General features: G+C 59.9%; 23 protein-coding genes and 1 tRNA gene. 10 read left to right on the top strand and 14 right to left on the bottom strand.

What is annotated here, in order from left to right:
- Positions 1–126: 126 nt before the first annotated feature.
- Positions 127–200 (bottom strand) — tRNA-Gly (locus B9Z49_RS20215).
- Positions 201–302: 102 nt separating this feature from the next.
- On the opposite strand from B9Z49_RS20215, the gene B9Z49_RS20210 reads away from it, so the two are divergent.
- Positions 303–1,295, top strand: a complete 993-nt coding sequence (locus tag B9Z49_RS20210) for a hypothetical protein (protein WP_146188574.1) — start codon at positions 303–305, stop codon at positions 1,293–1,295.
- Between the two features lie 14 nt (positions 1,296–1,309).
- Here the strand turns inward: B9Z49_RS20210 and B9Z49_RS20205 are convergent, their stop codons facing one another.
- The 3 genes from B9Z49_RS20205 to B9Z49_RS20195 form a co-directional block, all read right to left on the bottom strand.
- The gene (locus tag B9Z49_RS20205; protein ID WP_108355242.1) at positions 1,310–2,794 is read right to left on the bottom strand and encodes an NAD-dependent succinate-semialdehyde dehydrogenase; all 1,485 of its coding nucleotides are present in this window, start codon (positions 2,792–2,794) and stop codon (positions 1,310–1,312) included.
- A 142-nt stretch (positions 2,795–2,936) separates the two neighbouring features.
- Positions 2,937–3,404, bottom strand: a complete 468-nt coding sequence (locus tag B9Z49_RS20200; protein WP_108355241.1) for a PIN domain-containing protein — start codon at positions 3,402–3,404, stop codon at positions 2,937–2,939.
- Positions 3,391–3,618: a DUF6364 family protein gene (locus tag B9Z49_RS20195; RefSeq protein ID WP_233254739.1), complete on the bottom strand. Its 228-nt coding sequence runs from the start codon at positions 3,616–3,618 to the stop codon at positions 3,391–3,393. The genes B9Z49_RS20200 and B9Z49_RS20195 overlap by 14 nt, the downstream gene beginning before the upstream one ends.
- Before the next feature lie 167 nt (positions 3,619–3,785).
- Between B9Z49_RS20195 and alaS the strand changes: the two genes are divergently transcribed.
- Positions 3,786–6,452, top strand: a complete 2,667-nt coding sequence (gene alaS, locus B9Z49_RS20190; RefSeq protein WP_108355239.1) for an alanine--tRNA ligase — start codon at positions 3,786–3,788, stop codon at positions 6,450–6,452.
- 69 nt (positions 6,453–6,521) lie between these two features.
- Here the strand turns inward: alaS and B9Z49_RS20185 are convergent, their stop codons facing one another.
- The 3 genes from B9Z49_RS20185 to B9Z49_RS20175 form a co-directional block, all read right to left on the bottom strand.
- Positions 6,522–7,310 carry an enoyl-CoA hydratase/isomerase family protein gene (locus tag B9Z49_RS20185; protein WP_108355238.1) on the bottom strand — a complete coding sequence of 263 codons (789 nt, stop codon included), beginning with the start codon at positions 7,308–7,310 and terminating at the stop codon, positions 6,522–6,524.
- Positions 7,310–8,287 carry a tripartite tricarboxylate transporter substrate binding protein gene (locus B9Z49_RS20180; RefSeq protein ID WP_108355237.1) on the bottom strand — a complete coding sequence of 326 codons (978 nt, stop codon included), beginning with the start codon at positions 8,285–8,287 and terminating at the stop codon, positions 7,310–7,312. The genes B9Z49_RS20185 and B9Z49_RS20180 overlap by 1 nt, the downstream gene beginning before the upstream one ends.
- Before the next feature lie 72 nt (positions 8,288–8,359).
- A complete protein-coding gene (locus tag B9Z49_RS20175) occupies positions 8,360–9,550 on the bottom strand; it encodes an alanine--glyoxylate aminotransferase family protein (protein WP_108355245.1) in 1,191 nt (396 codons plus the stop codon).
- Positions 9,551–9,666: 116 nt separating this feature from the next.
- Between B9Z49_RS20175 and B9Z49_RS20170 the strand changes: the two genes are divergently transcribed.
- Both B9Z49_RS20170 and B9Z49_RS20165 read left to right on the top strand, forming a co-directional pair.
- On the top strand, positions 9,667–10,374 hold the full coding sequence (locus B9Z49_RS20170) for a GntR family transcriptional regulator (protein ID WP_108355236.1): 708 nt from the start codon (positions 9,667–9,669) through the stop codon (positions 10,372–10,374).
- The gene (locus tag B9Z49_RS20165) at positions 10,371–13,484 is read left to right on the top strand and encodes an FAD-binding and (Fe-S)-binding domain-containing protein (protein WP_108355235.1); all 3,114 of its coding nucleotides are present in this window, start codon (positions 10,371–10,373) and stop codon (positions 13,482–13,484) included. The genes B9Z49_RS20170 and B9Z49_RS20165 overlap by 4 nt, the downstream gene beginning before the upstream one ends.
- A gap of 19 nt (positions 13,485–13,503) precedes the next feature.
- Here the strand turns inward: B9Z49_RS20165 and B9Z49_RS20160 are convergent, their stop codons facing one another.
- The 3 genes from B9Z49_RS20160 to nth are packed head-to-tail and all read right to left on the bottom strand — an operon-like array spanning position 13,504 to position 15,860.
- Positions 13,504–14,442 carry a pseudouridine synthase gene (locus B9Z49_RS20160; protein ID WP_108355234.1) on the bottom strand — a complete coding sequence of 313 codons (939 nt, stop codon included), beginning with the start codon at positions 14,440–14,442 and terminating at the stop codon, positions 13,504–13,506.
- A gap of 1 nt (position 14,443) precedes the next feature.
- Positions 14,444–15,178 (bottom strand): tRNA (guanosine(46)-N7)-methyltransferase TrmB, encoded by a 735-nt coding sequence (trmB, locus tag B9Z49_RS20155; protein WP_233254738.1) that lies wholly within the window; start codon positions 15,176–15,178, stop codon positions 14,444–14,446.
- Positions 15,179–15,227: 49 nt separating this feature from the next.
- Positions 15,228–15,860 (bottom strand): endonuclease III, encoded by a 633-nt coding sequence (nth, locus tag B9Z49_RS20150; RefSeq protein WP_108355232.1) that lies wholly within the window; start codon positions 15,858–15,860, stop codon positions 15,228–15,230.
- A gap of 54 nt (positions 15,861–15,914) precedes the next feature.
- Here nth and B9Z49_RS20145 point away from each other — a divergent pair, with 54 nt between their 5' ends.
- The 3 genes from B9Z49_RS20145 to B9Z49_RS20135 all read left to right on the top strand — a co-directional run bounded on the left by B9Z49_RS20145 (position 15,915) and on the right by B9Z49_RS20135 (position 18,310).
- The gene (locus B9Z49_RS20145) at positions 15,915–17,111 is read left to right on the top strand and encodes a PLP-dependent aminotransferase family protein (protein WP_108355231.1); all 1,197 of its coding nucleotides are present in this window, start codon (positions 15,915–15,917) and stop codon (positions 17,109–17,111) included.
- A gap of 160 nt (positions 17,112–17,271) precedes the next feature.
- Entirely contained in the window at positions 17,272–18,069 is a 798-nt protein-coding gene (locus B9Z49_RS20140) for an alpha/beta fold hydrolase (protein ID WP_108355230.1), read from the top strand.
- 25 nt (positions 18,070–18,094) lie between these two features.
- Complete coding sequence (locus tag B9Z49_RS20135; RefSeq protein WP_108355229.1) at positions 18,095–18,310, top strand: DUF3820 family protein; 216 nt, start codon at positions 18,095–18,097, stop codon at positions 18,308–18,310.
- Positions 18,311–18,357: 47 nt separating this feature from the next.
- Here B9Z49_RS20135 and def read toward each other — a convergent pair whose 3' ends face one another.
- From def to B9Z49_RS20120, 3 genes are read right to left on the bottom strand one after another with little or no spacing between them, the layout of a single operon-like run.
- Positions 18,358–18,897, bottom strand: a complete 540-nt coding sequence (def, locus tag B9Z49_RS20130) for a peptide deformylase (protein WP_108355228.1) — start codon at positions 18,895–18,897, stop codon at positions 18,358–18,360.
- 10 nt (positions 18,898–18,907) lie between these two features.
- The gene (locus B9Z49_RS20125) at positions 18,908–19,300 is read right to left on the bottom strand and encodes a 5-fold beta-flower protein (protein WP_108355227.1); all 393 of its coding nucleotides are present in this window, start codon (positions 19,298–19,300) and stop codon (positions 18,908–18,910) included.
- A 7-nt stretch (positions 19,301–19,307) separates the two neighbouring features.
- Positions 19,308–21,005, bottom strand: coding sequence for an AMP-binding protein (locus tag B9Z49_RS20120; RefSeq protein WP_108355226.1), 1,698 nt, complete (start codon positions 21,003–21,005; stop codon positions 19,308–19,310).
- A gap of 233 nt (positions 21,006–21,238) precedes the next feature.
- Between B9Z49_RS20120 and B9Z49_RS20115 the strand changes: the two genes are divergently transcribed.
- Entirely contained in the window at positions 21,239–22,477 is a 1,239-nt protein-coding gene (locus B9Z49_RS20115; protein ID WP_158273558.1) for a serine hydrolase, read from the top strand.
- 64 nt (positions 22,478–22,541) lie between these two features.
- Here the strand turns inward: B9Z49_RS20115 and B9Z49_RS20110 are convergent, their stop codons facing one another.
- Positions 22,542–23,489 carry a LysR family transcriptional regulator gene (locus B9Z49_RS20110; RefSeq protein ID WP_108355224.1) on the bottom strand — a complete coding sequence of 316 codons (948 nt, stop codon included), beginning with the start codon at positions 23,487–23,489 and terminating at the stop codon, positions 22,542–22,544.
- A 112-nt stretch (positions 23,490–23,601) separates the two neighbouring features.
- Here B9Z49_RS20110 and B9Z49_RS20105 point away from each other — a divergent pair, with 112 nt between their 5' ends.
- Both B9Z49_RS20105 and B9Z49_RS20100 read left to right on the top strand, forming a co-directional pair.
- Positions 23,602–24,246, top strand: coding sequence for a glutathione S-transferase family protein (locus B9Z49_RS20105; RefSeq protein ID WP_108355223.1), 645 nt, complete (start codon positions 23,602–23,604; stop codon positions 24,244–24,246).
- A gap of 8 nt (positions 24,247–24,254) precedes the next feature.
- Positions 24,255–25,073, top strand: a complete 819-nt coding sequence (locus B9Z49_RS20100; protein WP_108355222.1) for a CmcJ/NvfI family oxidoreductase — start codon at positions 24,255–24,257, stop codon at positions 25,071–25,073.
- Positions 25,074–25,119 lie beyond the last annotated feature (46 nt).

Below are 25,119 nucleotides of genomic sequence, written 5' to 3'. Positions count from 1 at the left end.
GTACTTTGATAGGTTGGGAGTGCCAAGGCTGTCATGACCTCAAGCTCTCGAACCGCCGGGTGCGGACCCGCATGCCCGGTGGTGTGGCAGGGGTGGCTGCAATAATTGCGGCCCCCCTATGCCGATTGGAGCGGGAGATGGGAATCGAACCCACGTTATTTGCTTGGGAAGCAAGAGTCCTACCATTAAACGACACCCGCATGCGCAAATTCTAATCGCTTTGGGTAGGCGTTCAGCGTCGATGTCAAAGTTCACGAAGTTAAAATCATTCGATACAACGGTCAGCTCTTCAAAATCGAGCCTTGAATTCACAGCCTTGGTTTTTATTATTGCTGGCCTGCTACACGGTGCTGGAGTTGTCCTTCAACCACCGGCTTCTCGAATTGGCAGGTGATTTGCAATGGAAAGCCACTTCGGTTCAACTGAACGACATTGAGATTTGGGGGCGTGTCGTCTCAGGTTTGGGTTTGGGCTTGTTGTTGATGCGTTGGCTGGACAATTTTGTGCGGTCCAGGGTTTTACTGCTGGTGATGTGCTGCGCGCTGGGTTTGTTCAGCATGTGGCATGCGCAAAAGGCCTTGGTTGACAACATTGTTTCGCGTGCTGATGCGCAAGACCTGGCGATGAGTTGGAAATCGCAGATGAGTACCCAAGAGGCACTCAATGGACGAATTTTGCTCCGAGGCGAAACCTTGCTGACCAGCCCGGCTCCTGCAGACATACGCCCGGTGATGAGCGCCCTGTGGGCCTCTTCTGTGGCTGGCTTGCTGCCTGAAGATCTGGAATCGGATTCGGGCTCGGCGCAACTCATGAGCGGCTTCTTTGCCCCTCAAGTCAGCCAGTCGCAATTGGTGGCAAGCTACCGCAAGACGGTCATGACCCCAGTGGTTTTGGGCGCCTCTTTGATGTTTGGACTTCTCAATCTGTGTCAACTTTTTGCGGGGTCGGTGGCTTGGGGCTTGACCTTTTCTGGACAAGACCGCTTGTTGCAACGCTGCAAGTTATGGTTGCTTCCTGCATTGACCTTGGTATGCATGGGCTTGAGTTGGTGGCCTGGCAATGTTTGGACCGCATCCGCTGCCTACCGCCTTGTGGCCAGTCCAGCGCTTTGGATCGATCAACCCTATTTGGCCCCTTTTGTAGAGTGGAGTGTGCGCGCTGAACCTGCTTGGGCAGATTCGGTGGCGTGGGTGCACCGGGCTATGCTGCAAAATTTTGAATTCAAGGTGCCTTTTCGCCATTGGCTCGGGCATGAGGGTACGGAACCTTCACCCCTGGCTGCGCCCCTGAGGTGATCTTCAGACTTGAATCACTTTAGGATGTCGCCCACACACAGGAATTTGATTTCCACATAGTCGTCCATGCCGTGGTGTGAGCCTTCGCGGCCCAGGCCCGATTGCTTGACGCCGCCAAAGGGCACGTGCTCGGTCGCCAAAATGCCCACGTTGATGCCGACCATGCCGTATTCCAGCGCTTCGCTGACCCGGAAAATGCGGCCCACGTCGCGGCTGTAGAAATAGCTGGCCAGGCCGAATTCGGTGTTGTTGGCCGCATACACAGCTTCTTGCTCGGTCTTGAATTTGAAGATGGGTGCAAAGGGGCCGAAGGTTTCTTCTTTGGCGCACAGCATGTCCGCTGTGGCATCGGCCACCACGGTGGGCTCAAAAAATTGGCCCGAGCCCATGCCGGACAGGCGCTTGCCCCCGACCACCACGCGGCCGCCTTTGGCCACGGCGTCGTCCACATGACGTTGAACTTTGACCAGCGCCGCTTCTTCGATCAAGGGGCCTTGGTTCACGCCGTCTTCAAAGCCATTGCCCACTTTGGCGGTCTGCACTTTGGCGGCGAATTTTTTAACAAACTCGTCATACACGCCTTCTTGTACATAAAAGCGGTTGGAGCATACGCAGGTCTGTCCGGCGTTGCGGTATTTGCTGGCAAAAGCGCCTTCGACCGCGCTGTCGATGTCGGCGTCTTCAAACACGATGAAGGGCGCGTTGCCGCCCAACTCCAGCGACATTTTTTTGACGGTGGGGGCCGATTGCGCCATGAGAATGCGGCCGACTTCGGTGGAGCCGGTGAAGCTGATGTGGCGCACCACGTCACTGGCGCACAGCACCTTGCCCACCGCAATCGAGTTGTCGCTGTCGGCGGTGATCATGTTCAGCACCCCGGCAGGGATGCCTGCACGGATGGCGAGCTCGGCCGCGGCCAGGGCCGTCAGCGGAGTCAGCTCGGCCGGCTTGATGATCACGGGGCAGCCTGCGGCCAAGGCGGGTGCAACTTTGCGGGTAATCATGGCCAGCGGAAAGTTCCAAGGCGTGATGGCCGCGCAAACGCCAATGGGTTGCTTGAGCACCAATAGGCGGCGGTTGTTGTCAAACTGGGGCAGGGTCTCGCCGTTGATGCGCTTGGATTCTTCGGCAAACCACTCGACAAAACTCGCACCGTAGGCGACTTCACCTTTGGCTTCAGGAAAGGGTTTGCCTTGCTCGGCGGTCATGATGCGGCCCAAGTCGTCTTGGTTGGCCATCAGCAGGTCGTACCACTTGCGCAAGATGATGCTGCGTTCTTTGGCGGTCTTGGCTTTCCAGGCAGGCCAGGCGGCGTTGGCAGCGGCAATGGCTTGCTCGGCCTCCGCTGGGCCCAAATTGGCCACATCCGCCAGATGGTCCCCGGTGGCGGGGTCGGTCACGGCAAAACGGCTGCTGCCCTTGACCCATTGGCCGTTGATCAGGGCGTCGGTCTTGAGCAGGCTGGGGTCGTTGAGTTGGGCGAGGGGAGAGGTGGTCATGGTGTTGTGATGTTGTGGTGTTGGCGTAGTTGCCGGGCCGCTGGGCGCTGGCCGGCCAAAACGCCGAGCATATCGGGCAAAAAAGTGCGACTGTGTCGCGCAGTTAACGCAGCGCTTTGGCACTTCTCAATTTGTGCACGCTTCAGCTTGAAGCGAAGGGATTGACCAGCTTCACCCCGGCCAGTATTTCACCGGTGCCCATGTCTTCGGTGAGCAACACCGAACACCCCGCAATGTGGGCGCTTGCCACGATCAGGGCGTCCCAGTAGCTCAAGGCGTGTTTTTGGTGCAAATCCAGCGCCATGTCGACGGTGTCGGGCGTCACGGCTGCGATCTCGAGTTGGCGGTAACAGTGCAGCTGTTCGCGGATGTGAGCGTGCGGCAAACCCAGCTTGCGCAGGCCAACCTGGATGTACTCGTTGAGCACCTGCGTGGACAGGACGCCTAAGCGCTCAAAACGCAGGTGGCGCAATAAATCGATGGCGATGCGCTGTTTGCGGGGCTCGTCGGTGCTGTCGGCATAAACCAGCACGTTGGTGTCGATAAAGCACCGGACTTTGGGTAGGGCCAACAAGGGGGCCCAAGGAGGCGAGGGCTCAGCCGCGATCATGCAAAGCGTCCCGGTCGAGCTTGTAACCTTGCAGGCGTCCCCCACCACCCAGGCACCGCTGTTCCCAAAGCTGCCATTCGGTGGCTTGGCGCTCTTGTCCGGCCAACTGCTCCAGATAGTCGCGCACAGCTTGGTTCAGGCTTTTGCCCATCTTGCGCGCTGCCTCGCGGGCGGCTTCGGCGACGCGTTCGTCGACGGACAGGGTGATGTTCATGGCGGACCTTTCTGAAAGAAACAGGGGGAGTTTGCCGTTTCGAATGGCACATTCACACATATTATGTGTGGATTCGATCTTGGGCGCAAATCAGACCCATCTGCTCGGCGTGCTCGCCTACCGACCCAAACTTATAATGCACGGTTGCACTTTGAGCGAAACACCCCATGAGCCAAGCCACTTTCTCCGTCTCCGACATCCGCAAGACCTTTTTGGACTTTTTTGAGTCCAAGGGGCACACCGTGGTGGCGTCGAGCCCCTTGGTGCCGGGCAACGACCCGACTTTGATGTTCACCAACTCGGGCATGGTCCAGTTCAAGGACGTGTTTCTGGGCTCGGACAAGCGCAGTTATGTACGTGCCGCCTCAGTGCAGGCCTGCTTGCGAGCCGGTGGCAAACACAACGACCTGGAAAACGTGGGCTACACCGCCCGCCACCACACCTTCTTCGAGATGTTGGGCAACTGGTCGTTTGGCGACTACTTCAAGCGCGAGTCGCTGGAATGGGCTTGGGAGTTGCTGACCCAGGTCTACAAATTACCCGCCGACAAGTTGTACGCCACCGTCTACATGGAAGACGACGAGGCCCATGCCATTTGGGAAGGCATTTTTGTCAAAGCTGGCTGGACGCCTGAGCGGGTGAAGGAAGAGAACCGCATCATCCGCATTGGCGACAACAAGGGCGGCCGCTACAAGTCCGACAACTTCTGGATGATGGCCGACACCGGTCCTTGCGGTCCTTGCTCAGAGATTTTTTACGACCACGGCGCGCACATTCCCGGCGGCCCACCCGGCAGCCCCGATGAAGACGGTGACCGTTTTATCGAAATCTGGAACAACGTTTTCATGCAGTTCAACATGGACGAAACCGGTGCGGTCACGCCGCTGCCCGCGCCCTGCGTTGACACCGGTATGGGCCTCGAACGTCTTGCAGCTATTCTTCAACATGTCCACAGCAACTACGAGATCGATATTTTTGACGCGCTGATCAAAGCCGCATCGCGTGAAACAGCCTGCACAGACCTGAACAACAAGTCACTGCGCGTGATCGCCGACCACATCCGTGCCACCGCTTTCTTGGTGAGCGACGGTGTGGTGCCCAGCAACGAAGGCCGGGGTTATGTGCAGCGCCGCATCATCCGCCGCGCCATTCGCCACGGTTATTTGCTCGGCCAAAAGACCCCGTTCTTCCACAAGCTGGTGCCCGATTTGGTCAAGCTCATGGGCGCGGCTTACCCCAATATGGCCGATCAGGCCGATCGCATAACCGACATCTTGCGCATCGAAGAAGAGCGCTTCTTCGAGACCCTGCAAAGCGGTATGCAGATTCTGGATTCGGCTCTCGACGGTGGCGTGAAAGTGCTGCCAGGCGAAGTGGCCTTCAAGCTGCACGACACCTACGGCTTCCCGCTCGACCTGTCAGCTGACGTGTGCCGTGAGCGTGGCTTGAGCGTGGACGAGGCCGGTTTTGCCACCGCCATGGAAAAGCAAAAAGCCCAGGCCCGTGCGGCGGGCAAGTTCAAGATGGACAAGGCGCTTGACTATTCGGGCGCGGGCAACGACTTTGTGGGTTATGACGACCTGACGGCCAACGCCAAAGTGCTGGCCTTGTACGCCGACGGCCATGCGGTGACCGAACTGAAAGCCGGTCAGGCTGGCGTGGTGGTCTTGGACACGACACCGTTCTACGCCGAGTCCGGTGGCCAAGTGGGCGACCAGGGCATGCTGCACAACGCGGGTGGCCAGTTCAACGTGTTGGATACGCTCAAGATCAAGGCCGATGTGTTTGGCCACCATGGCGAAATCAAATCCGGTAGCCTGAAGGTGGGCGACGCAGTGCAGGCGCATGTTGACATGGCCGTGCGTGCCGCCACCGTGCGCAACCACTCAGCTACCCACCTCATGCACAAGGCCCTGCGCGAAGTGCTGGGCAGCCATGTGCAGCAAAAGGGCAGCTTGGTGAACGCCGAGCGCACCCGTTTTGACTTTGCGCACAACGCGCCCGTGACCGACGCCGAAATCCGCCAGATCGAAGCCGAAGTGAACGCCGAAATTTTGGCCAATGCCGCGGCCCAAGCGCGTGTGATGGACATTGAAAGCGCCCAGAGGACCGGCGCGATGATGCTGTTTGGTGAGAAGTATGGCGAGACCGTACGCGTGCTCGACATTGGCAGCAGCCGCGAGCTGTGCGGCGGCACCCACGTCAAAGCCACGGGCGACATTGGCCTGTTCAAGATCGTGGGTGAGGGCGGCGTGGCCGCTGGCGTGCGCCGCATCGAAGCCGTGACCGGGGTGAATGCTTTGGCTTATTTGCAGTCGCTCGAAGACACCGTGACCCAAGCCGCCGGCACGCTCAAGGCCCAGCCGGCCGAGCTGAACAACCGCATTGCCCAAGTGCTGGACCAGGTCAAGGCACTGGAAAAAGAACTGGCTGCCGCCAAGGGCAAGCTGGCTTCTGCCCAGGGCGATGAATTGATGACGCAAGCCGTGGACGTCAAGGGAATCAAGCTCTTGGTGGCCAAGCTGGAAGGCGCGGGCTCAGGTCCTGAGGTGGCCAAAACCCTGCGCGACACCATGGACAAGCTCAAGGACAAGATGAAAACCGCCGTGATCGTGCTCACCGCAGTGGATGCTGACAAGGTCAACATCGCTGCAGGCGTAACCGCCGACACCGTAGGCAAGGTCAAGGCTGGTGAGTTGGCCAACTTTGTGGCCCAACAAGTAGGCGGCAAAGGCGGCGGTAAGCCCGACATGGCCATGGCCGGTGGCACCAATCCCGCGGCCTTGCCCGCTGCATTGGCCAGCGTGCGGGCCTGGGTTGCAGAGCGCGTTTGAGCCGCAGAGCAAGGGGGTTTCGAGAACGCCAAAAAGGGCTCTTTGCCTAGTTCATTGCACTCGTGATCGTCAGCGGCCTTTCCAAACAGGTTTGCGTTTGGCCACGAAAGCGGCCACCCCTTCACGAAAGTCTTCGCTGCCGTAGGCTTGGCGGATCAGGTCTTCAGCCTCTGGTGCGCTGTGCTGGACCAAGCGGCTGAGGGCTTCTTTGCTGACTTGTTGCGTCACGGGTGCCAAAGTGGTTAGGCGTTGGACCAAGGCGGCAGTGGCCCCGACGATCTCATCGGGGGCGGCCAGTTGGTGCAGGTAGCCGCAGGACAGGGCCTCATCGGCGCCAATCATGTCGGCCAGCATCAACATGCGTTTGACACGTTGCGGCCCGAAAGCCGCACACAAACGCGCCACATTGGCCACCGACAAGCAATTGCCCAGCGTCTTGGCAATGGGCAAGCTCATCTGTGAGCCAGGCGTGGCCAGTCGAAAGTCGCAGGCTGTGGCGATGGCCAGTCCACCGCCCACGGCCCAACCTTCAATGAGCGCCACGGTGGGCATGGGCAGCGAGCACAGCAAGTCGATGCAAGCCTCGATTTGCGCTTCGTAGGCCACACCGTCATCGCCGGAGCTGAAGGCTTTGAATTGCTCGATGTCGGTGCCTGCCACAAAGGCCTGCCCGCCCGCACCGCGAAACACCACGGCCCGCACACCTGCATCGGCTTTGAAGCCCCGGCAATGTTCGCTGAGCTGTTGGTACATGGCCCAGGTCATGGCGTTGCGTGCCTGGGGGCGGTTGAAAGTAACCGTGGCCACACCTTGCTCGACAGCAAGGTCCACGGTGCCAGCAGTGTTAATTTCCGACATCAGGTGTCCAACTTCACGTTGCTGTCTTTGACCACTTTGGCCCACTTGATTTGCTCGGTTCGGATGAAATCAGCAAAGCGTTGTGCCGAACCGCCGCCGTCTTCTGCGCCATATTGGGCCAATTTTTCAACCACGTCGGGCATGACCAAAACCTTGTTGATGTCCTCGTTCATGCGTTGCGCCATGGCCGGGGGGAGTTTGCCTGGACCGGCCAAACCGTACCAAGTGGTGGCCTCGAAGTTGGGGAAGCCCGCTTCGATCATGGTGGGCACATTGGGGTAGCTGGAGGCCCGTTTCGCTCTGGTTTGTGCAATCGCGCGCACCTTGCCACTTTTGACGTGGGGTGTCGCAGCGGTCATGGTGTCAAACGAGTACCCGATTTGCCCCCCAATCAAATCGACCAACATGGGGCCCGATCCTTTGTAAGGGATGTGGATGGTGTCGACCCCCGCCGCCAATTTGAAAGACTCGAGGGCCATGTGTTGGGCTGAGCCTTGGCCAGCAGAGCCAAAGCTCACCTTGCCGGGGTTGGCTTTGCACAGCGACACCAATTCGGCCACGGTTTTGGCAGGTTGGTCGTTGTTGGAAATCAGCAAATTGGGCGTGATCCCGACCAGTATCAAAGGCGTGAAGTCACGGTCCACCACATAGCTGAGCTTGGGCATGAGGGCGGGGGCCAGCGCATGGCTGTTGATGTGCGCCATCAGCAGTGTGTTGCCGTCAGGGGCGGCCTTGGCCACCGCTTCAGCAGCGATCACCCCAGTGGCCCCGGCGCGGTTTTCGACCAGCACCGTAATGCCCCACATGGTTTGCAGTTTTTGCGCGACGATGCGGGCCAGGATATCGGTGCCACCCCCGGGTGCAAACCCCACCAATATGCGCACGGGCCCGGCGGGCAGGGATTGCGCCTGTACCGCGGGTGCGACGAGTGTGGCTGCGGTGGCGGCCGAAGCGGCTACAAAGGTTCTGCGTTTCATGTTGTCTCCTGAGGTTGTGTTTTAAAAATACACGTGTGAAATGCACACGATAAAAGGGGGGACGTCTGTCAATCAGTGGTTTGAAAAATGGTCCATGATGGCTTGCACGCCGCTGCCTTGCAGCGCCACGCCCGAGAGCTTCAGGCCCATTTCGCAGCCTGCCACGGTGGCGATCAGGGTCAGGTCGTTGCTGTCGCCCAGGTGGCCAATGCGGAACATGCGGCCTTTGACTTTGCCCAAGCCTGTGCCGAGCGAGCAGTCAAAACGTTCGTGAATGATTTTGCGCACCGCATCAGCGTCTACGCCCACAGGGGTCATGACGCCGGTCAATATGGGTGAGTAGACGGCCGGGTCGGCGCATTGAATCGGCAGGCCCCACGCCGTGACCGCTGCCCGCACCCCTGCAGCCCAGCGCTGGTGACGGGCAAACACCGTGTCCAGTCCTTCGGCCAGCAGCATGTCGCACGCTTCGCTCAGGCCATACAACAAGTTGGTGTTCGGGGTCGAGGGCCAATAGCCGTTTTTGTTCATCTCGATCATCTCGCCCCAGGCCCAATAGCTTCGGGCCATGCCGCCTTGTTGGCTGACTTCGATGGCGCGGGGCGACAGGGCGTTGAAGCTGATGCCGGGCGGCAACATCAGCCCTTTTTGCGAGCCGCTGATGGTCACGTCCACCCCCCATTCGTCGTGCCGGTAGTCGGCGCTGGCCAGGCCCGAGATGCTGTCGACCAGCAGCAAAGCGGGGTGCTTGGCGGCATCCAAGGCGCGGCGTACGGCAGCGATGTCGCTGGTCACGCCAGTCGAGGTTTCGTTGTGCACCACGCAAACGGCCTTGATGCTGTGGCCTGTGTCGGCTTTCAGGCGTTGCTCGATCAAATCGGCCTGCACGCCATGACGCCAGCCCTCCAGGCCCGGCAGGCTGATGACCTCTGATTTCAGTCCGAGTTGGTTGGCCAGTTTGTTCCACAAAAACGCGAAATGGCCGGTCTCGTACATCAGCACATGGTCGCCGGTGTTGAGCACGTTGCACAGCGCCGCCTCCCAAGCCCCGGTGCCCGAGGCGGGATAGATCATGACAGGGTGGCGGGTTTTGAAAATCTTTTGCACATCGGCCAGTACCTTCTTGCCCAGTGCACCGAACTCGGGCCCACGGTGGTCGATGGTGGGCGAACTGATGGCCCGCAAGATGCGATCGGGCACGGGCGAGGGGCCTGGAATTTGCAAAAAGTGGCGACCCGTAGGGTGGAAATTCGTGATGAGCATGCGCGGCAAAGCCTTTCAGTTTTTCACTCATTTTTTGTATTCAAATTGCCTTTGTCAAGGGTGTTTGTCCTAAAATTGGTCGATACGACTCGTTTTTTTGTATTCAAAAATTTCTTATGGGCATTGACCAATCGACCCTTCCTCGGCCCGTTTTGCATGCGCAAGTGGCGCAGCGTTTGCGCCAAATGTTGGTGGAGGGCTTGATTCCACCTGGCGGAAAACTCAACGAACGCACGCTGTGCGAGGAACTGCACATCTCGCGCACCCCGCTACGCGAGGCCATCAAGATGCTGGCGGCCGAAGGCCTGGTCGAGCTCTTGCCCAACCGGGGGTCGGTGGCGGTGCAGTTGAGCGAGGCGGATGTGCACCACACCTTTGAGGTGATGGCGGGCCTGGAAGGGCTGTCGGGTGAGTTGGCCGCGCAGCGCGTGACCGAGGCCGAACTCAGCGAAATCAAGGCCCTGCACTACGAGATGATGGCGGCCTACACCCGCCGGGACTTGTCGGCGTATTACCAAATCAATGCGGCCATTCACCGCAGCTTCAACGCAGCGGCCAAAAACCCGGTTTTGACCACCACTTACAACCAGGTCAATGCCCGCTTGCAGGCGCTGCGCTTTCGCTCGAACCAAGATGGTGACAAGTGGCAGCGTGCTGTGGACGAGCACGTCGCAATGGTCCAAGCCCTGGAGGACCGCGACGCAGCGGCCCTGCGTCGGGTGCTGATGCACCACTTGGACAACAAGCGCACGGTGGTGATCGAGCAGTTGCGGAGTGCCGCGGCGAGCTTTGCCATGGCAGAAAAAGAAGGACAGACCCCATGAACGCCCCTTTGCCGATCGATTTGTCAAAGACCTCGCCTGAATACGCCTACGAAAAAGTGGCTGCCGGCAGCAACGAGGTGGCTGCTACGCTGGCCAAGCGTTTGCGCCAGCACGCCCAAGGCGAAGTGCTGTTTTCTGCCGCCGACCGAGGCCGCTACGCCACCGATGCCTCGATTTACCAAGTCATGCCCTTGGGTGTGTTTGTGCCGCGTGATGCGGCCGATGTGAGCTTGGCCATGGACATTTGCCGCGATTTGGGCGTGCCCATCGTGCCGCGCGGCGGCGGCACCAGCCAGTGTGGCCAAACCGTGGGTGCGGGCTTGGTCATCGACCACTCCAAACACATGCGCAAGATCATGGCGGTCGACGCCGAGCAGCGCACCGCCACCGTGGAGCCGGGCTTGGTGCTGGACCACCTGAACGCAGCCCTCAAACAGCATAGCCTGTGGTACCCGGTGGACGTGTCCACCAGTGCCCAGGCCACGCTAGGCGGCATGGCGGGCAACAACTCTTGCGGCAGCCGGTCAATTGCCTACGGCAACATGGTGCACAACGTGCTGGGGGCTGAGGCTTGGTTGGCCGACGGCAGCTTGCTGAACTTTGGTGCGTATGACCAAGCCCAAGGCCGTGTGCGCCAAATTGGCGACTTTGTGCGTGATTTGGCTCAACAACACGCCACTGAGATCGATGCCCATTGGCCCAAAGTCTTGCGCCGTGTGGCCGGCTACAACCTGGACATCTTCCGCAACCAGAACGAGCGGCCCTACACGGCGGACGGCTCCGTCAACCTGTCGCATTTGCTGATCGGCAGCGAGGGCACGCTGGCGTTGACACGCTCGCTCACCTTGCGCTTGTCCGATTTGCCCCGCGCAAAAGTGCTGGGCGTGGTGAACTTTCCCACCTTTTACCAAGCGATGGACGCGGCGCAGCACATCGTCAAGCTGGGGCAGGGCATGGCGGTGGGTCAGCTGTCGGCCGTCGAGCTGGTGGACCGCACCATGATCGAGCTGTCTTTGAAAAACCCGGCCTTTGCGCCGACCATCCGCACGGCCCTGTCGCCGCACATCAATGGCGGCATGCCCGAGGCGGTGTTGTTGGTGGAATTTTCCGGTCCCAGCAAAGGCGACATCGCGCACAAGATCAAAGAGCTGGTGGAACTGATGGGCGACTTGGGCCTGCCCGGCAGTGTGGTTGAGATGGTGGACGATGCCCCGCAGAAAAACCTGTGGGAAGTGCGCAAGGCGGGCTTGAACATCATGATGAGCCTGCGCGGCGACGGCAAGCCGGTGAGTTTCATCGAGGACTGCGCGGTGCCGCTGGAGAGTCTGGCCGAGTACACCGACGCCCTGACCGGCGTTTTTCGCAAACACGGCAGCCGGGGCACTTGGTACGCCCACGCCTCGGTGGGCACTTTGCATGTGCGCCCGATTTTGGACATGCGCCGCGATGGGGCCAGCAAAATGCGCGCCATTGCCGAAGAGGCCAGCGCCTTGGTGCGTCATTACAAAGGCGCATTCAGCGGTGAGCACGGAGACGGGCTGTGTCGGGGCGAGTGGATTGGCTGGCAGTTTGGCCCACGCATCAGCGAGGCCTTTGCCGCCATCAAGCAACACATGGACCCCAGTCAAATGCTGTCGCCCCAGCGCATCGTCAACCCGCCCAAGATGGACGACACCACACTGATGCGCTATTCGCCCACCTACAAGGTGGTGCCCATCCAAACCGCTTTGGATTGGCGTGCCTGGGATGTACAAAACAACCCTGTGACCGAGCAAACCAGTGCGCCTGGCACCGGAGGCGACCCGGCCCAAGGCCTGGCCAAGGCGGTGGAGATGTGCAACAACAACGGGCACTGCCGCAAGTTCGACGCAGGCACCATGTGCCCCAGCTACCGTGTGACCCGCGATGAGCAGCACCTCACGCGGGGCCGCGCCAACACCTTGCGCCTGGCGTTGAGCGGACAGATCGAGGGCTTGGCGGGCGAGGACGCGCTGAGCAGCCAGGCGGTGCACGACGCGATGGACTTGTGCGTGGGCTGCAAAGGCTGCAAGCGCGATTGCCCCACCGGGGTGGACATGGCCAAGATGAAGGTCGAGTTTTTGCAGCACTACAAGGCCAAGCACGGCCACACGCTGCAAGACAAGTTGGTGGCCTATTTGCCCGATTACGCCCGCTGGGCGGCGCGCCTGGCCCCAGTTTTGAACCTGCGCAATCGATTGCCCTTGCTGGCCGCTTTGACAGAGAAGCTATTGGGCCTGTCGGCCAAGCGCAGCTTGCCCGAGTGGCAGACGCGACACTTTTTCAACGCCAGCGCCACTTCGGCGTCCCGCACGGCCAGCCGCGCCGAAGTGTTGGCAGCGGCGCGTGGGGTGGTCTTGTTTGTGGACACCTTCAACGGTTACTTGGAATCGGCCAATGCACATGCGGCCGTGAAGGTGCTGCAGGCGGCGGGTTACACCGTGCATGTGGCCACCAAGCTGCAGGACGATGGCGCACACCTGTGCTGCGGCCGAACCTACCTGGCCAGCGGCATGGTAGACAAAGCCCGCGACAAAGCCCGCGAAGTGGTGCAAAGCCTGCGGCCTTTTGCCGAAAAAGGGCTGTCCATCGTGGGCTTGGAGCCTTCATGCTTGCTGACCTTGCGCGACGAGTTGCTGGTGATGGGTTTGGGCGAGGGCGCGCAAAAGATCGCCCAGCAGGCCTTGTTGTTCGAAGAGTTTTTGGCCCACGAAGCCCAAGCGGGCCATCTGGAGGCTCTGAAAGCACAAATCGCTCCGGTGGACCGCCCGGTCTTACTGCACGGCCATTGCCACCAAAAAGCCTTTGATGCGGTATCCCCCGTGATGGAGGTCTTGCGCTGGATTCCGGGTGCCAAACCGCAACTCATCGAGAGCAGTTGCTGTGGCATGGCCGGCAGTTTTGGATACGAGGCCAAGCACTACGAGGTGTCCATGCAGATGGCCGAGCTGAGCTTGTTGCCTGCCGTGCGCGCCCAAGCCAACGCGATCGTGGTGGCCGACGGCACCAGCTGCCGCCACCAAATCCAGGACGGTGCTCAGCGCGAGGCCGTGCACCTAAGCCAGTTGCTGGCGAGCTTGTTGCCAAGCTGAGCCACCGAGCCCAGACGTCTTATGGCGGACTGAGTGTCAAACGCAGCCCGCTGGCCCACTCGTGGATTTGATCGGTGATTGGATCGGTGAATCGCACCGACTGGGCCAGCAATTGCAGGGGCTGGCTGAAGTCTTCGGGTGCATCCGGGCCACGCAAGACGGTAGGGTAAAACAGGTCGCCTTCAATCGGGATGCCCAAGGCGTTCATGTGCACCCGCAGCTGGTGACGCTTGCCACTGATGGGCTCCAGCCCATAGAGCGCCCGCTGGCCATCGGTGTGCAGCAAAGCGACGCGGGTTTCGCTGTTTGCGGGCCCTGGCACCTCTTGGCTTCTGAAAAACGGCTCGCCCGGCACCAAGCGGCTGGTGCGTACCAGCGGCAGCTGCAGGTGCGGTGAATGCGCCGCCACCGCGTGGTAAGTTTTGTGGATCTGGTGATCCCGAAAGAGGGCGTGGTAAGCGTCGCGCTCGAGCGGGCGTTTTCCGAGCAGCACCAGACCCGCGGTTTCCCGGTCGATGCGGTGCAGTGGCACCAAATCGGCGCAGCCCGTTTGGCGCTTGAGCTGCACCAACAGGCTTTGTTGCACGTAGCGACCCGTGGGCGTGACGGGCATGAAGTGCGGTTTGTCGGCCACCAGCAAATGCTCGTCTTCAAACAGGACCTGTGCCTGCAACGGCAGCGCGGGTTCATCGGCCAAATGACGGTAGTAATACAGGCGCTGGCCCGGTTGGCAACTTTGGTGGGGCAAGGCCGCTTGACCGTCTTCGTGCAGCACCAAGCCTTGCGCCAAGCGTTCAGCCCATTCGCTGCGCGAAATACCGGGCATGCGCTGGGCCAAAAAATCGAGCAGGTGCGGCGCGCCCTGCGGGACCGAGACCACGCTGGCGCTCACGCCATTGCGCATGGACAATTGAATGCCTCGCAGTGGCAACGGGGCCGCGTGCCCGTGTTCGCTCATGTCAGACTCGGCGGAACACCAGGTCCCACACACCGTGGCCGAGTTTCAGGCCCCGGTTTTCAAACTTGGTCAGCGGCCGGTAGTCGGGCTTGGTGGCATAGCCCCCCATTGCATCGCTGGTGTTGGCCAGCAAGGGCTCGGCGCTGATGACTTCCATCATCTGCTGGGCGTAGGGTTGCCAGTCTGTGGCGCAATGCAGGTAGCCGCCCGGTTTGAGGCGCTGGGCCAACTTGTTCACCAGTTCAGGCTGTATCAAGCGGCGTTTGTAGTGCTTGGTTTTGTGCCAAGGGTCCGGGAAAAAAATGTGCACGCCGTCCAGCACGCCCGGACGGAGCATGTGGTCAATGACCTCGACCGCATCGTGACGCAGTATGCGGATGTTGTGCAGGTCTTGCTCTCCAATGCGTTTGAGCAGGGCACCAACCCCGGCCTCGTGCACCTCGCAGCACAGAAAATTGTCATCGGGCCGAACCCGGGCGATGTGGGCCGTGGCTTCGCCCATGCCAAAGCCGATTTCAAGAATCAGCGGGGCCTTACGGCCAAACGCGGCGCTGGCGCCCAGGGACAGGGGAGCGTAGGGGAGCAAATTGGCAGGGCCATACAGCTCATAGGCTTTGGCCTGGCCAATGGTGGTTCTGCCGGCGCGCAGCACATAACTTTTGACGGTGCGCAAAAATGGCACGTCAGCCGGGATGCCTTTGGGCTTGGGGGCTTCGATGGGAGCGTTTTCAGTCATGGGTGGGGATTGTAGGGCGCGCCCATGCCCCGGGGCGGGGCCCATGAAGTCAAGCCGTCTTGGGTTTGAAGTCACAAAACGGCGCCACCGTGCATTGCGTGCACATCGGCTTTCGTGCTTGGCAAACATATCGCCCATGCAGGATTAGCCAGTGGTGTGCATCCACCAAATAGGGGGCGGGAATGCGTTTGAGCAACTTGAGCTCCACCGCCAAAGGCGTTTTCCCCGGTGCCAAGCCCGTGCGGTTGCCCACGCGAAAAATGTGCGTGTCCACCGCCATGGTGGGCTCACCAAAAGCGGAGTTGAGCACCACATTGGCCGTTTTGCGGCCCACGCCGGGCAGGGCTTCCAGCGCTTCACGCGTGCGGGGCACTTGGCCGCCATGCTGCTCCACCAAAATGCGGCAGGTTTCCATCAGGTGTTTGGCTTTGCTGCGGAACAGACCAATGGTCTTGATGTGGTCCTCCAGTCCTGCGAGGCCCAGCGCCAGGATTTTTTGTGGCGTACCTGCCACCGGAAACAGGCGGCGAGTGGCCTTGTTCACGCCCACGTCGGTGGCTTGGGCCGACAGCAGCACAGCGGCCAGCAGCTCGAACACGCTGGTGTATTCCAACTCCGTCACGGGCAACGGGTTGGCCGCTTGTAGAGTGGCAAAGAAGGATTCGATCTGTGCGGGTTTCATGGGGTGTCCAGAAGTTGGCAAAATGACTACCAAGTCAACACGGGAAGATACACCATGCCTTTGCAATTTGCCGACCGCCTGAACAACGTCGAAACCTCCGCCATCCGCGAGCTGTTCAAGCTCTTGGGCAAACCCGGCATCATCAGCTTTGCAGGCGGTTTTCCTGACAGCGCCATGTTTGACGTGGAGGGCATCCGCGAAGCCAGCAACGCCGCGCTGAGCCAAGACCCCGGCGCGGCCCTGCAGTATGGCGCGACCGAAGGATTTGGCCCGCTGCGCGAGCAACTGGTGCACTTCATGGGCCAAAAAGGGGCGAAAGACGTCACGGCCGAGCAATTGATAGTGACCACGGGCAGCCAGCAAGGTCTGGACTTGATCGGCAAAACCATGATCAGCCCCGGCGACAAGGTGATCGTGGAAGGCCCGACTTTTTTGGCCACCATCCAGTGCTTTCGCCTTTATGGGGCCGAGCTCATCAGCGCCCCGGTGGACGGCCACGGCGTGAAAACCGACGAGCTGGAAAAGCTGATCGCCGAGCACAAGCCCAAGTTTGTGTACCTGATCCCCACCTTCGGCAACCCCAGCGGTGCCTTGCTCAGCGCCGAGCGCCGCAAGCAGGTGCTTCAGATGGCGGTCAAACACCAGACCCTCATCGTCGAAGACGACCCCTATGGTGATTTGTACTTTGGCGAAGCCCCACCACCCAGTTTGCTGGCCATGAGCGCATCGGTGCCCGGCAGCCGCGAGCTGCTGGTGCATTGCGGCTCGCTGTCCAAGGTGTTGTCGCCCGGCCTGCGTGTGGGCTGGATGGTGGCCCCGGCCGAATTACTGGCCCGCGCCACCATGTGCAAACAGTTCAGCGATGCCCACACCAGCACCTTTGCCCAAGCCACAGCAGCGCAATATCTTTTGGCGGGCCGCATGCCTGCCACGCTCGACAAAGTGCGCAGCGTGTATGCCCAGCGCGCCCAAACCATGGGCGACGCTTTGCGCCGGGAGCTCGGCGATGCGGTCGAGTTTGTGCAGCCGCAAGGCGGTTTGTTTGTTTGGGCGCGCCTCACAGGCGAAGGCGGCAAGGTCAATGATGGCAATGTGTTCGCTAAAAGCGCCATCGCGCAAGGCGTGGCCTTTGTGCCGGGCACACCGTTTTTCTGTGCTAACCCCGACAACGCCACCTTCCGCCTGAGTTTTGCCACCGTGGGCGAAGACAAGATCCTCGAAGGCGTTGCGCGCCTGGCCAAAGCGCTGTGATCCTTGTCTTGTAGGAGCCCAGCCCGTGGGCGATTGCTGGGTGTGTTGTCATGCAATCGCCCACAGGGGTGGGCTCCTAAAAAAACACCATGGGCGATCAGCCCACGCGCCCCGCAAACCGTCGCCCAAAACCTTGGGCGGCGTCCAACGCTGAAACCCAATGAATAACGAACTGTGCATCACCGTCAACGGCACCGAAGTCTGGCTGCAAGGGCAGGGCGACGAAGTCATCCTCATGCTGCATGGCTGGCCCGACACCCGCGAATTGTGGGACGGCACCGTGGCCGCACTGCAAGACCGCGCCAGTTGCGCCCGTTTGACCCTGCCCGGCTTTGAAACAGGCCCTGCCGCGACCAGCTTGGACGACATGTGCCAGCTCTTGCGTCAGACCGTGGACCGCATCAGCCCCGACCAGCCCGTGACCTTGATGTTGCACGATTGGGGCTGCATTTTTGGCTACGAATTTGCCATGCGCCACCCAGAGCGCGTGGCCCGTGTGGTGGCGGTGGATGTGGGGGACCACAACTCGGGTGCCCTGCTTCGAGAATGGGGTTGGAAGGAAAAGCTGTCCGTCATGGGCTACCAAGTGTGGCTGGCCTTGGCCTGGAAGCTGGGCGGTAACTTGGGCACCCGCATGACCCGCGCCATGGCCCGCTGGCTGCGCTGCCCCTCTGACCCTGCCTCGATCACCCACAAGATGAATTATCCCTACGCCATGCAGTGGTTCGGCACGGCAGGTGGCTTCAAACGGGCGGCACAAATTCAGTTGCCCATGCCGCTTTTGTTTGTCTACGGCGAGCGCAAGCCCTTCATGTTCCATTCGACCCAATGGCTGGAAAAAGTCGCGTGCAGTCCTGGCAGTGCTGTTCAGGGATTGCCCTGTGGGCATTGGGTCATGGTGTCGAAACCCGAAGCTTTCCATGCGCGAGTGCGTCAATGGTTGTGGGGCGAAGCCTGAGCGGACAAGACTGAAAGGCTCGCCCATGAAACCCGAAGACCTGATGAAACTGGTCAACACGCCCATGCCCTTTGGCAAACACAAGGGCATGTTGATCGCCGACTTGCCCGGCAATTACCTCAACTGGTTTGCGCGTGAGGGTTTCCCCAAAGGTGAAATCGGTCAACTGCTGCAACTGATGCAAGAGATTGACCACAACGGTTTGAGTGACTTGCTCAAACCTTTGCGTCAGCCCCGATGAGTTGGGGCTTGAGGTCATTTTTTGGATAGCAGGCTTGGAGCGTTGGCTCAATCGTCCTCTGCCGCGCTGATGTCTGGAAACAGCACCTCGGTGAAACCAAAGTGGCTGAAGTCGCGCACCCGCATGGGGTAGAGCTTGCCGATCAGGTGGTCGCACTCGTGTTGCACCACCCGGGCATGAAAACCGTCAACCGTGCGGTCGATGGGTGTGCCTTTTTCATCAAAGCCGGTGTAGCGGATGCGCGACCAGCGTGGCACCACACCGCGCAAGCCCGGCACCGACAAACAGCCTTCCCAATCTTCTTCTTCCTCGGTCCCCAGCGGCGTGATGTCCGGGTTGAGCAGCACCGTGCGCGGGACCAGCGGGCGGCCCGGGTAGCGCGGGTTCACCGCCGTGCTGCCAAAAATCACCAATTGCAAGTTCACGCCAATTTGCGGGGAGGCCAGGCCTGCGCCGTTCACGGCTGCCATGGTGTCGTGCAAGTCGGCGATCAAGGCGTGCAGCTCGGGCGTGTCAAAGGTTTGCACCGGCTCGGCCATGCGCAGCAGTCGGGCATCGCCCATCTTGAGGATTTCACGAACGGTCATGGTGGCCCTCTCACATGAAGAAATAAAAAAACACGATCACTTGCATGCGCCGCAGCCCATCGGCGCGCCCAATCTGGCGGCCAGAGCCGTCGTAGAGCCGGTCGCCATCGATGCGGCCCATGGCCGAGCCCGAGGCGCTGTACAGGCGTTCGCCGTCGATGCGTCCCATCTGGCTGCCCGAGGCGCTGTACACCCGGGTGCCATCGATGCGCCCCAACTGCCGCCCTGACGCGTCATACACGCGCTCGCCATCGATGCGCCCGATTTGCTGACCCGAAGCGTTGTAAAACCGTTCGGCATCCACCCGTCCAATCTGCCGACCGCTGCCGTCGTACAAGCGCTGGGCAAACGCCGTGGGCAGCAGCAGGGCTGCCATCAGCCATGCAAGCATCCATTTCTTCATGCGAGCCTCATGGATTTTCTTCCCGGAACTCGCCCGCATGGTGGCCGCCTTGGGCTGCACGCGCATTTTCCTGGGCGCGCAAATCCACCCGGCGGATCTTGCCCGAAATGGTCTTGGGCAAGTCGCTGAACTCGATGCGACGGACCAATTTGTAGGCCGAAACCCGCTCCCGCAAAAATTTGAAAATCGCACCCGCCGTGGCCGCATCCGGCGTGTAGCCCGGGGCCAAAATCACATAGGCCTTGGGCACCAAGCCGCGCAAGGGGTCGGGCGCGGGCACCACCGCCGCTTCAACCACGGCCGGGTGTTCGATCAGCGCACTCTCCAGCTCAAAGGGGCTGATGCGGTAGCCCGAAGACTTGAACACATCGTCGGCCCGTCCCACATACGTGATGTAACCCTGCTCGTCGCGCTGGCCCACATCGCCTGTGTGGTAGTAGCCATCGCGCATGGCCTCGGCGGTTTTTTCCGCGTCGTCTGCATAGCCGTTCATCAGGGCTGTGGGGCGGTGCGCCAGGTCAATGCAAATCTCGCCTTCATCTGAGCTTTGTCCATCGGCGTTCAGCAGCACCATGCGGTAGCCCGGCAAGGACCGTCCCATCGAGCCCGCCTTGAGTGGCGCACCCGGCGGGTTGCCAATCTGGGCGGTGGTTTCGGTCTGGCCATAACCGTCACGGATGGTGATTTGCCAGGCTGCCCGAACCTGATCGATGACTTCGGGGTTGAGCGGTTCACCTGCCGAGATCAACTCGCGCAACTGCACAGGCCAAAATTTCAGGTCCTCTTGGATCAACATGCGCCACACCGTGGGCGGAGCGCACAAGGTGTTGACTTTGTGCTGCACCAGCGTGCCCAGAATGTCCGGCCCATTGAAGCGCGCGTAGTTGTAAATGAACACGCAGGCTTGGGCGTTGAGTGGCGCAAAAAAGCAACTCCAGGCGTGCTTGGCCCAACCAGGGGAGCTGATGGTCCAATGCACATCGCCTTTTTGCAGGCCAAGCCAATAGAGAGTGGACAAGTGCCCCACCGGGTAACTTTGCTGGGTGTGTTGCACTAGCTTGGGTTTGGCCGTGGTGCCCGAGGTGAAGTACTCGAGCAAAGGATCGGTCACCCGCGTCGGCTCGGGCTGGATGAAGGCGGTGCTGGCTTGGTGCGACAGCGCGTAATCTTGCCAACCCGCAGGCAAGCCCGCGCCGCCCGATACGCTCACCAAAGTCAGCCCGTGGGTCACGGCGCTGGGCAAATCCAGCACCTTGGCCATGCCCCCCGCGTTGGTGATGATGCACTTGACCCGCCCGCGCTCAAGGCGGTCTTGCAAATCATCGCCCGACAGCAGCGTGGTCGCGGGAATCAGCACCACGCCCAGCTTGATCGCCGCCAGCATGGTCTCCCACAAGGGCACTTCGTTGCCCATCATCAGCAAAATCCGGTCGCCCTTGCGCGCGCCCAGGGCCACCAACCAGTTGGCCACTTGGTTGGAGCGTTGCGACAGCTCTGCGTAGCTCAGGCGAAACTGCTCGCCCGAGGCCTCCACAATGTGCAAAGCCGGGGCGGAGTTGTCCCGTGCAATGCTGTCAAAGTAATCCAGCCCCCAATTGAAATGTGTCAAAACAGGCCAGCGAAACGCCTCCACGGCAGCTTCGTAGTCGGTGCGGTGGGTCAGCAAAGCATCGCGGCTGGCCAAAAATTGTTCAAGTTCGCTCATGGGCTCCTCGGCGGGTGTTGGGGGGCTGGGCCATACAGTCAAAACAGTTTAGCGCCTGCGCAGGGCGTGGTGCATGGTGGTTTGTCCGAAGCCGTATGCTGCTGGCGGTATCAAAGCGTCTGATAAGCTTTTCGTGAAATGTTTCATTGGATCACCAGACGCCTTTTGGAGAATTTATGATTTTTTCACCCTCTAAATGGGCCATATCCTTGGTCTTTGTTGGCTGCCTCGCGATGCATTTTGGAGCCGGGGCCGAGACCGCTTTGATGCGCCCGGATGGTCCAGATGCCGAGCGTTTGGGCATGAAACAAGGTTACCCGGTTTGTGCCCAAGCCTTAACCCGGCCTGAGTGCCGGGTGGGCACTTGGTCTGCCAATGAAAAAATCGCGCCCAGCTCTGTCGTGAGTCCTTCTGGCGACCCCATGCCATTGCCGCGTTGGCAAGACGCACCCGCCATCAGCTACCGCTGGGGCTTATTCAGCAAGACCTTGGACGATTTCATGGCCGACACCAAAACCACGGGCCTGATGGTGATCAAGGATGGCCGTGTGGTGGCCGAACGCTACCAATACGGCCGACAGCCCGATATGCGATTTCGGTCCTTTTCCATGGCCAAAACCTTCACGGCCATGCTGGTGGGCATTGCACATGGCAAAGGCCTGATTCGCTCACTGGACGACAAAGCGGCCGACTACTGGCCTGAAATTGCGCCCTCCGCATACGGCCAAACCACCATCCGCAACTTGTTGCGCATGTCGTCTGGCGTGCCTTTCCGAGAGCTCTACACCTGGACGCCCGACGACGACATTTGGCTTTGGGGCCGCGTCTTGTATTCACCTGAGAACCGCATGCGGCCCGAAAAGATCGTGGAATATCTCAACACCAAGACCACCCGAGAAGCAGAGCAGGGCAGGCGCTTTAAATACGCCACCATCGAAACAGAAATTTTGGGCAGGGTCTTGAGTCGGGCCGCAGGCATGAGCATCACCCAGATGACCGAAGATTGGTTGTGGAAACCCATGGGCGCACAAGCCGAGGCGCGTTGGTTGCTGGCAGGTGCAGACCAAGGCGAGGGCACTGGCGCAAGCTTCAATGCCACTTTGCGCGACTACGCACGCTTTGGTGTGTTGCTGGCCAACGATGGCCTCAGGGGTGATGTTCAGATCATCCCCCGCGATTACCTGCTGGATGCGACGGATGCGACACGCCAACCGGGAGCATTTCGGCCACGCTACGCGACGCCGGGTATGGGCTACGGCTACCAAACCTGGATTGCACCTTTCAAAGAGCGCACATTTGCATTGCAGGGCATCCATGGTCAGCTCATCATGGTGCAGCCCAAATCTGGCATTGTCTTGGTGCAGACCTCGGTCAATGACCAGCCCAGCGGCCAACAAGAGCCACGACCCTACCAATTGCGCGACGCCTTGTGGCTGGGTGTGCTCAAAAGTCTGGGTGGGGTCACTGACTGAAAAAAGTGCCAATAAGCCACCTTATCGGTCTGAATCGGTCGTCAGGTGCAATTTGACGTTTGCATCAACTGTCTTGGGACATGGTGCGTTGCAGGTAATCGATCAGGGCCTGATTCCGAGAGATCTTTTTTCGCTCGGGTGGACACAGGGCAACGATGTGGGTGCCGAACTTGGTTTGCGGGGTCCAAGGTGCCAGCACTTTGACCAAGCTGCCTTTTTCGATGGCTGGGACGCACAGGTAGTCTGGCAAGAGGGCGATGCCCATGCCTAGTATTGCGGATTCCAACACGGCTTCAGGATTGTCAACGCGGTATCGCCCATTCACTTTGACTTCCACATGGCGCGGGTCGCTCGGACTTGCGGCCAGGTTGTGGCGCAAGGTCCAGTGATCATCGGTGCTGTCGCGACGGTAATACACGCAAGCGTGATCGTTCAGTTCGACAGGTTCAGAGGGCAGGCCGTGTTGTGCGATGTAAGCGGGGGCGGCAGTCAAAAACCATTTAATTTCAGTCAGGGGGGTGCCGTGGCGCTCATGACTCGAATGGCTTGACCAACGCAAAGCGACGTCGATGCGCTCGGCGGCCATGTCCATCATGCGGTCGTTCAACATGAGGTCGATCTCCAGATTGGGGTGCATCTTGAGAAATTCAGGCAGGTGCTTGGCCAAAACCTGCTGCCCCCAGGAAACCGGTGCGGTCAATCGCAAATTGCCACTCAGCTCGGTTCGCAGCGAGCGCACGCGTTCCATGCCGTCAGACACTTCGGCCAGAGCCCTTTTTGCATAGTCCACATAGGTTTCTCCAGCTGGCGTCAGCGCGACCTTTCGGGTGCTTCTGCTGAACAGCGTGGTTTCCAGGCGCTCTTCCAGTTGTGCGATGCGCTTGCTGATCAGGCTTTTGGCCACGTCCAAAGAAACGGCGGCCTGACTGACGCTGCGACATTCCGCCACCTTCAGGAAGGCGGCCAGCATGTCGGTGGAGATGGGGCGTAGCTGCCGTTCGGTCGAGCTCATTGTTCGTGATTCATAAACAATCGATTTGCATTAAAGCAGTTGTTTTGATGCGGGTCAATTTTTAAACTGGCCAGGCGATTGTTCATGAAACCATACAAACCACGGAGACAACATGAAAATTCACGCAGACCCGATCACCGTCAATTGCAAAAAAGTGCTGGCTGGATTGCAGCTGATGGGTGCCCCCTACGAGTTGGTGCACGTTGACTACTTCAAGGGAGAACAAAAACTGGAACCCTTTATCAGTCTGAACCCCAATGCATCCTTGCCTGCCATGGTGGACGGCGATTTGGAGCTCTGGGAGTCCAACGCCATCTTGCAGTACGCGGCAGACAAAATTGGCCATGCATCGTCTTATCCCCGGGAATTGAAAACCCGTGCCGACATCAACCGCTGGTTGCTTTGGGAGTCTTCAAGCTGGTTTCCCAGCTGTTATGTTTTCCTGGTGGAAAACTGCGTCAAGCCATTGCTGGGCGGCGCGCCTGACCCGGAAGTTCTGGCGGCGCAGGAGGCTCAGTTCCACAAGCTGGCGGGTATTTTGGACAAACGCCTGGCATCCAGCCGCTGGGTGTGTGGTGACCAAGTCACCATTGCGGACATCGCCTTGGCTGCCCCCTTGCATTTGCACGGGTGGCAAAAGTTGCCTTTGGGTCCCCACAAAAATCTGACACGCTGGCTGCTGCAAGACATTGAGGCCTTGCCTTGCTGGCAAAACACCATGGTGTACGAAGGCTTCACCACCCAAAAAACGAATTGACATCCGCCATGACCGATTTGCACGCCGTCCGCGCGACTCTGAATTACTCAGAGGACAACGGCCAACCACCGGACTATTATTTTTACGAGCCGGACCCGAGCGTGAAGATCAATCCGCCCGGGACGGACGTGCACGAAATGGCCATTCACGATGCTTGGCCTTTGCGACATGACATTCGTTTGGACAAAGAGGGCTTTGAGTTGCATGACTTTGACCCCTCCTTCAAAGACTTTGGCGATGAAGCGCAGGTCAAGCAGGTGTTCTATCAGCAGGTGGTGGATTTTGTGAAGACTCACACGGGGGCCAAGCGGGTGGAAGTTTTTGACCACACCATCCGGCAGCGCTTGCCCGCTGATCTGAAGCAGCAGACCGAAGTCCAAAGGCCCGCCGTCTTGTTGGTTCACAGCGATTACACGGTCAAGAGCGGGCCACAAAGGGTCCATGACATCTTGCCCTATGACGCCCCGCAACTGCTGCAGGGCCGGGTGGCTTTTTACAACGTGTGGAAGCCGCTCTACCAACGGGTTGAGGAGTTGCCCTTGGCCATGTGCGATGCCTCGACGCACGACGAAGGCGACATGCTGCGCATGGAGCTCAAGTACCTGGACAGAACAGGTGAAATTTACGTCATGCGGCATTCGCCCAAACACCGCTGGATGTTCTTTCCATTCATGGAGGCCCACCACGCTTTGATTCTCAAAACCTATGATTCGGCCACCGATGGCCGTTGTCGCTTCATGGGGCATTCGGCTTTTGAGCACCCGGATACTGCGCCCGATGCCCTGAAACGCGAAAGCATCGAAGTGCGCACGATGGCGTTTTTCTGAACGGTTTTGCCTTGTGGTGGGCCATCAAGCGTCATACGATGCTGGC

The organism is Limnohabitans sp. 2KL-51 (assembly GCF_003063645.1).
Taxonomy (GTDB): Bacteria; Pseudomonadota; Gammaproteobacteria; order Burkholderiales; family Burkholderiaceae_C; genus Limnohabitans_A.
The sequence above is the reverse complement of the archived record's forward strand: the minus strand, read 5'-3'. Positions and strand labels throughout refer to the sequence as shown.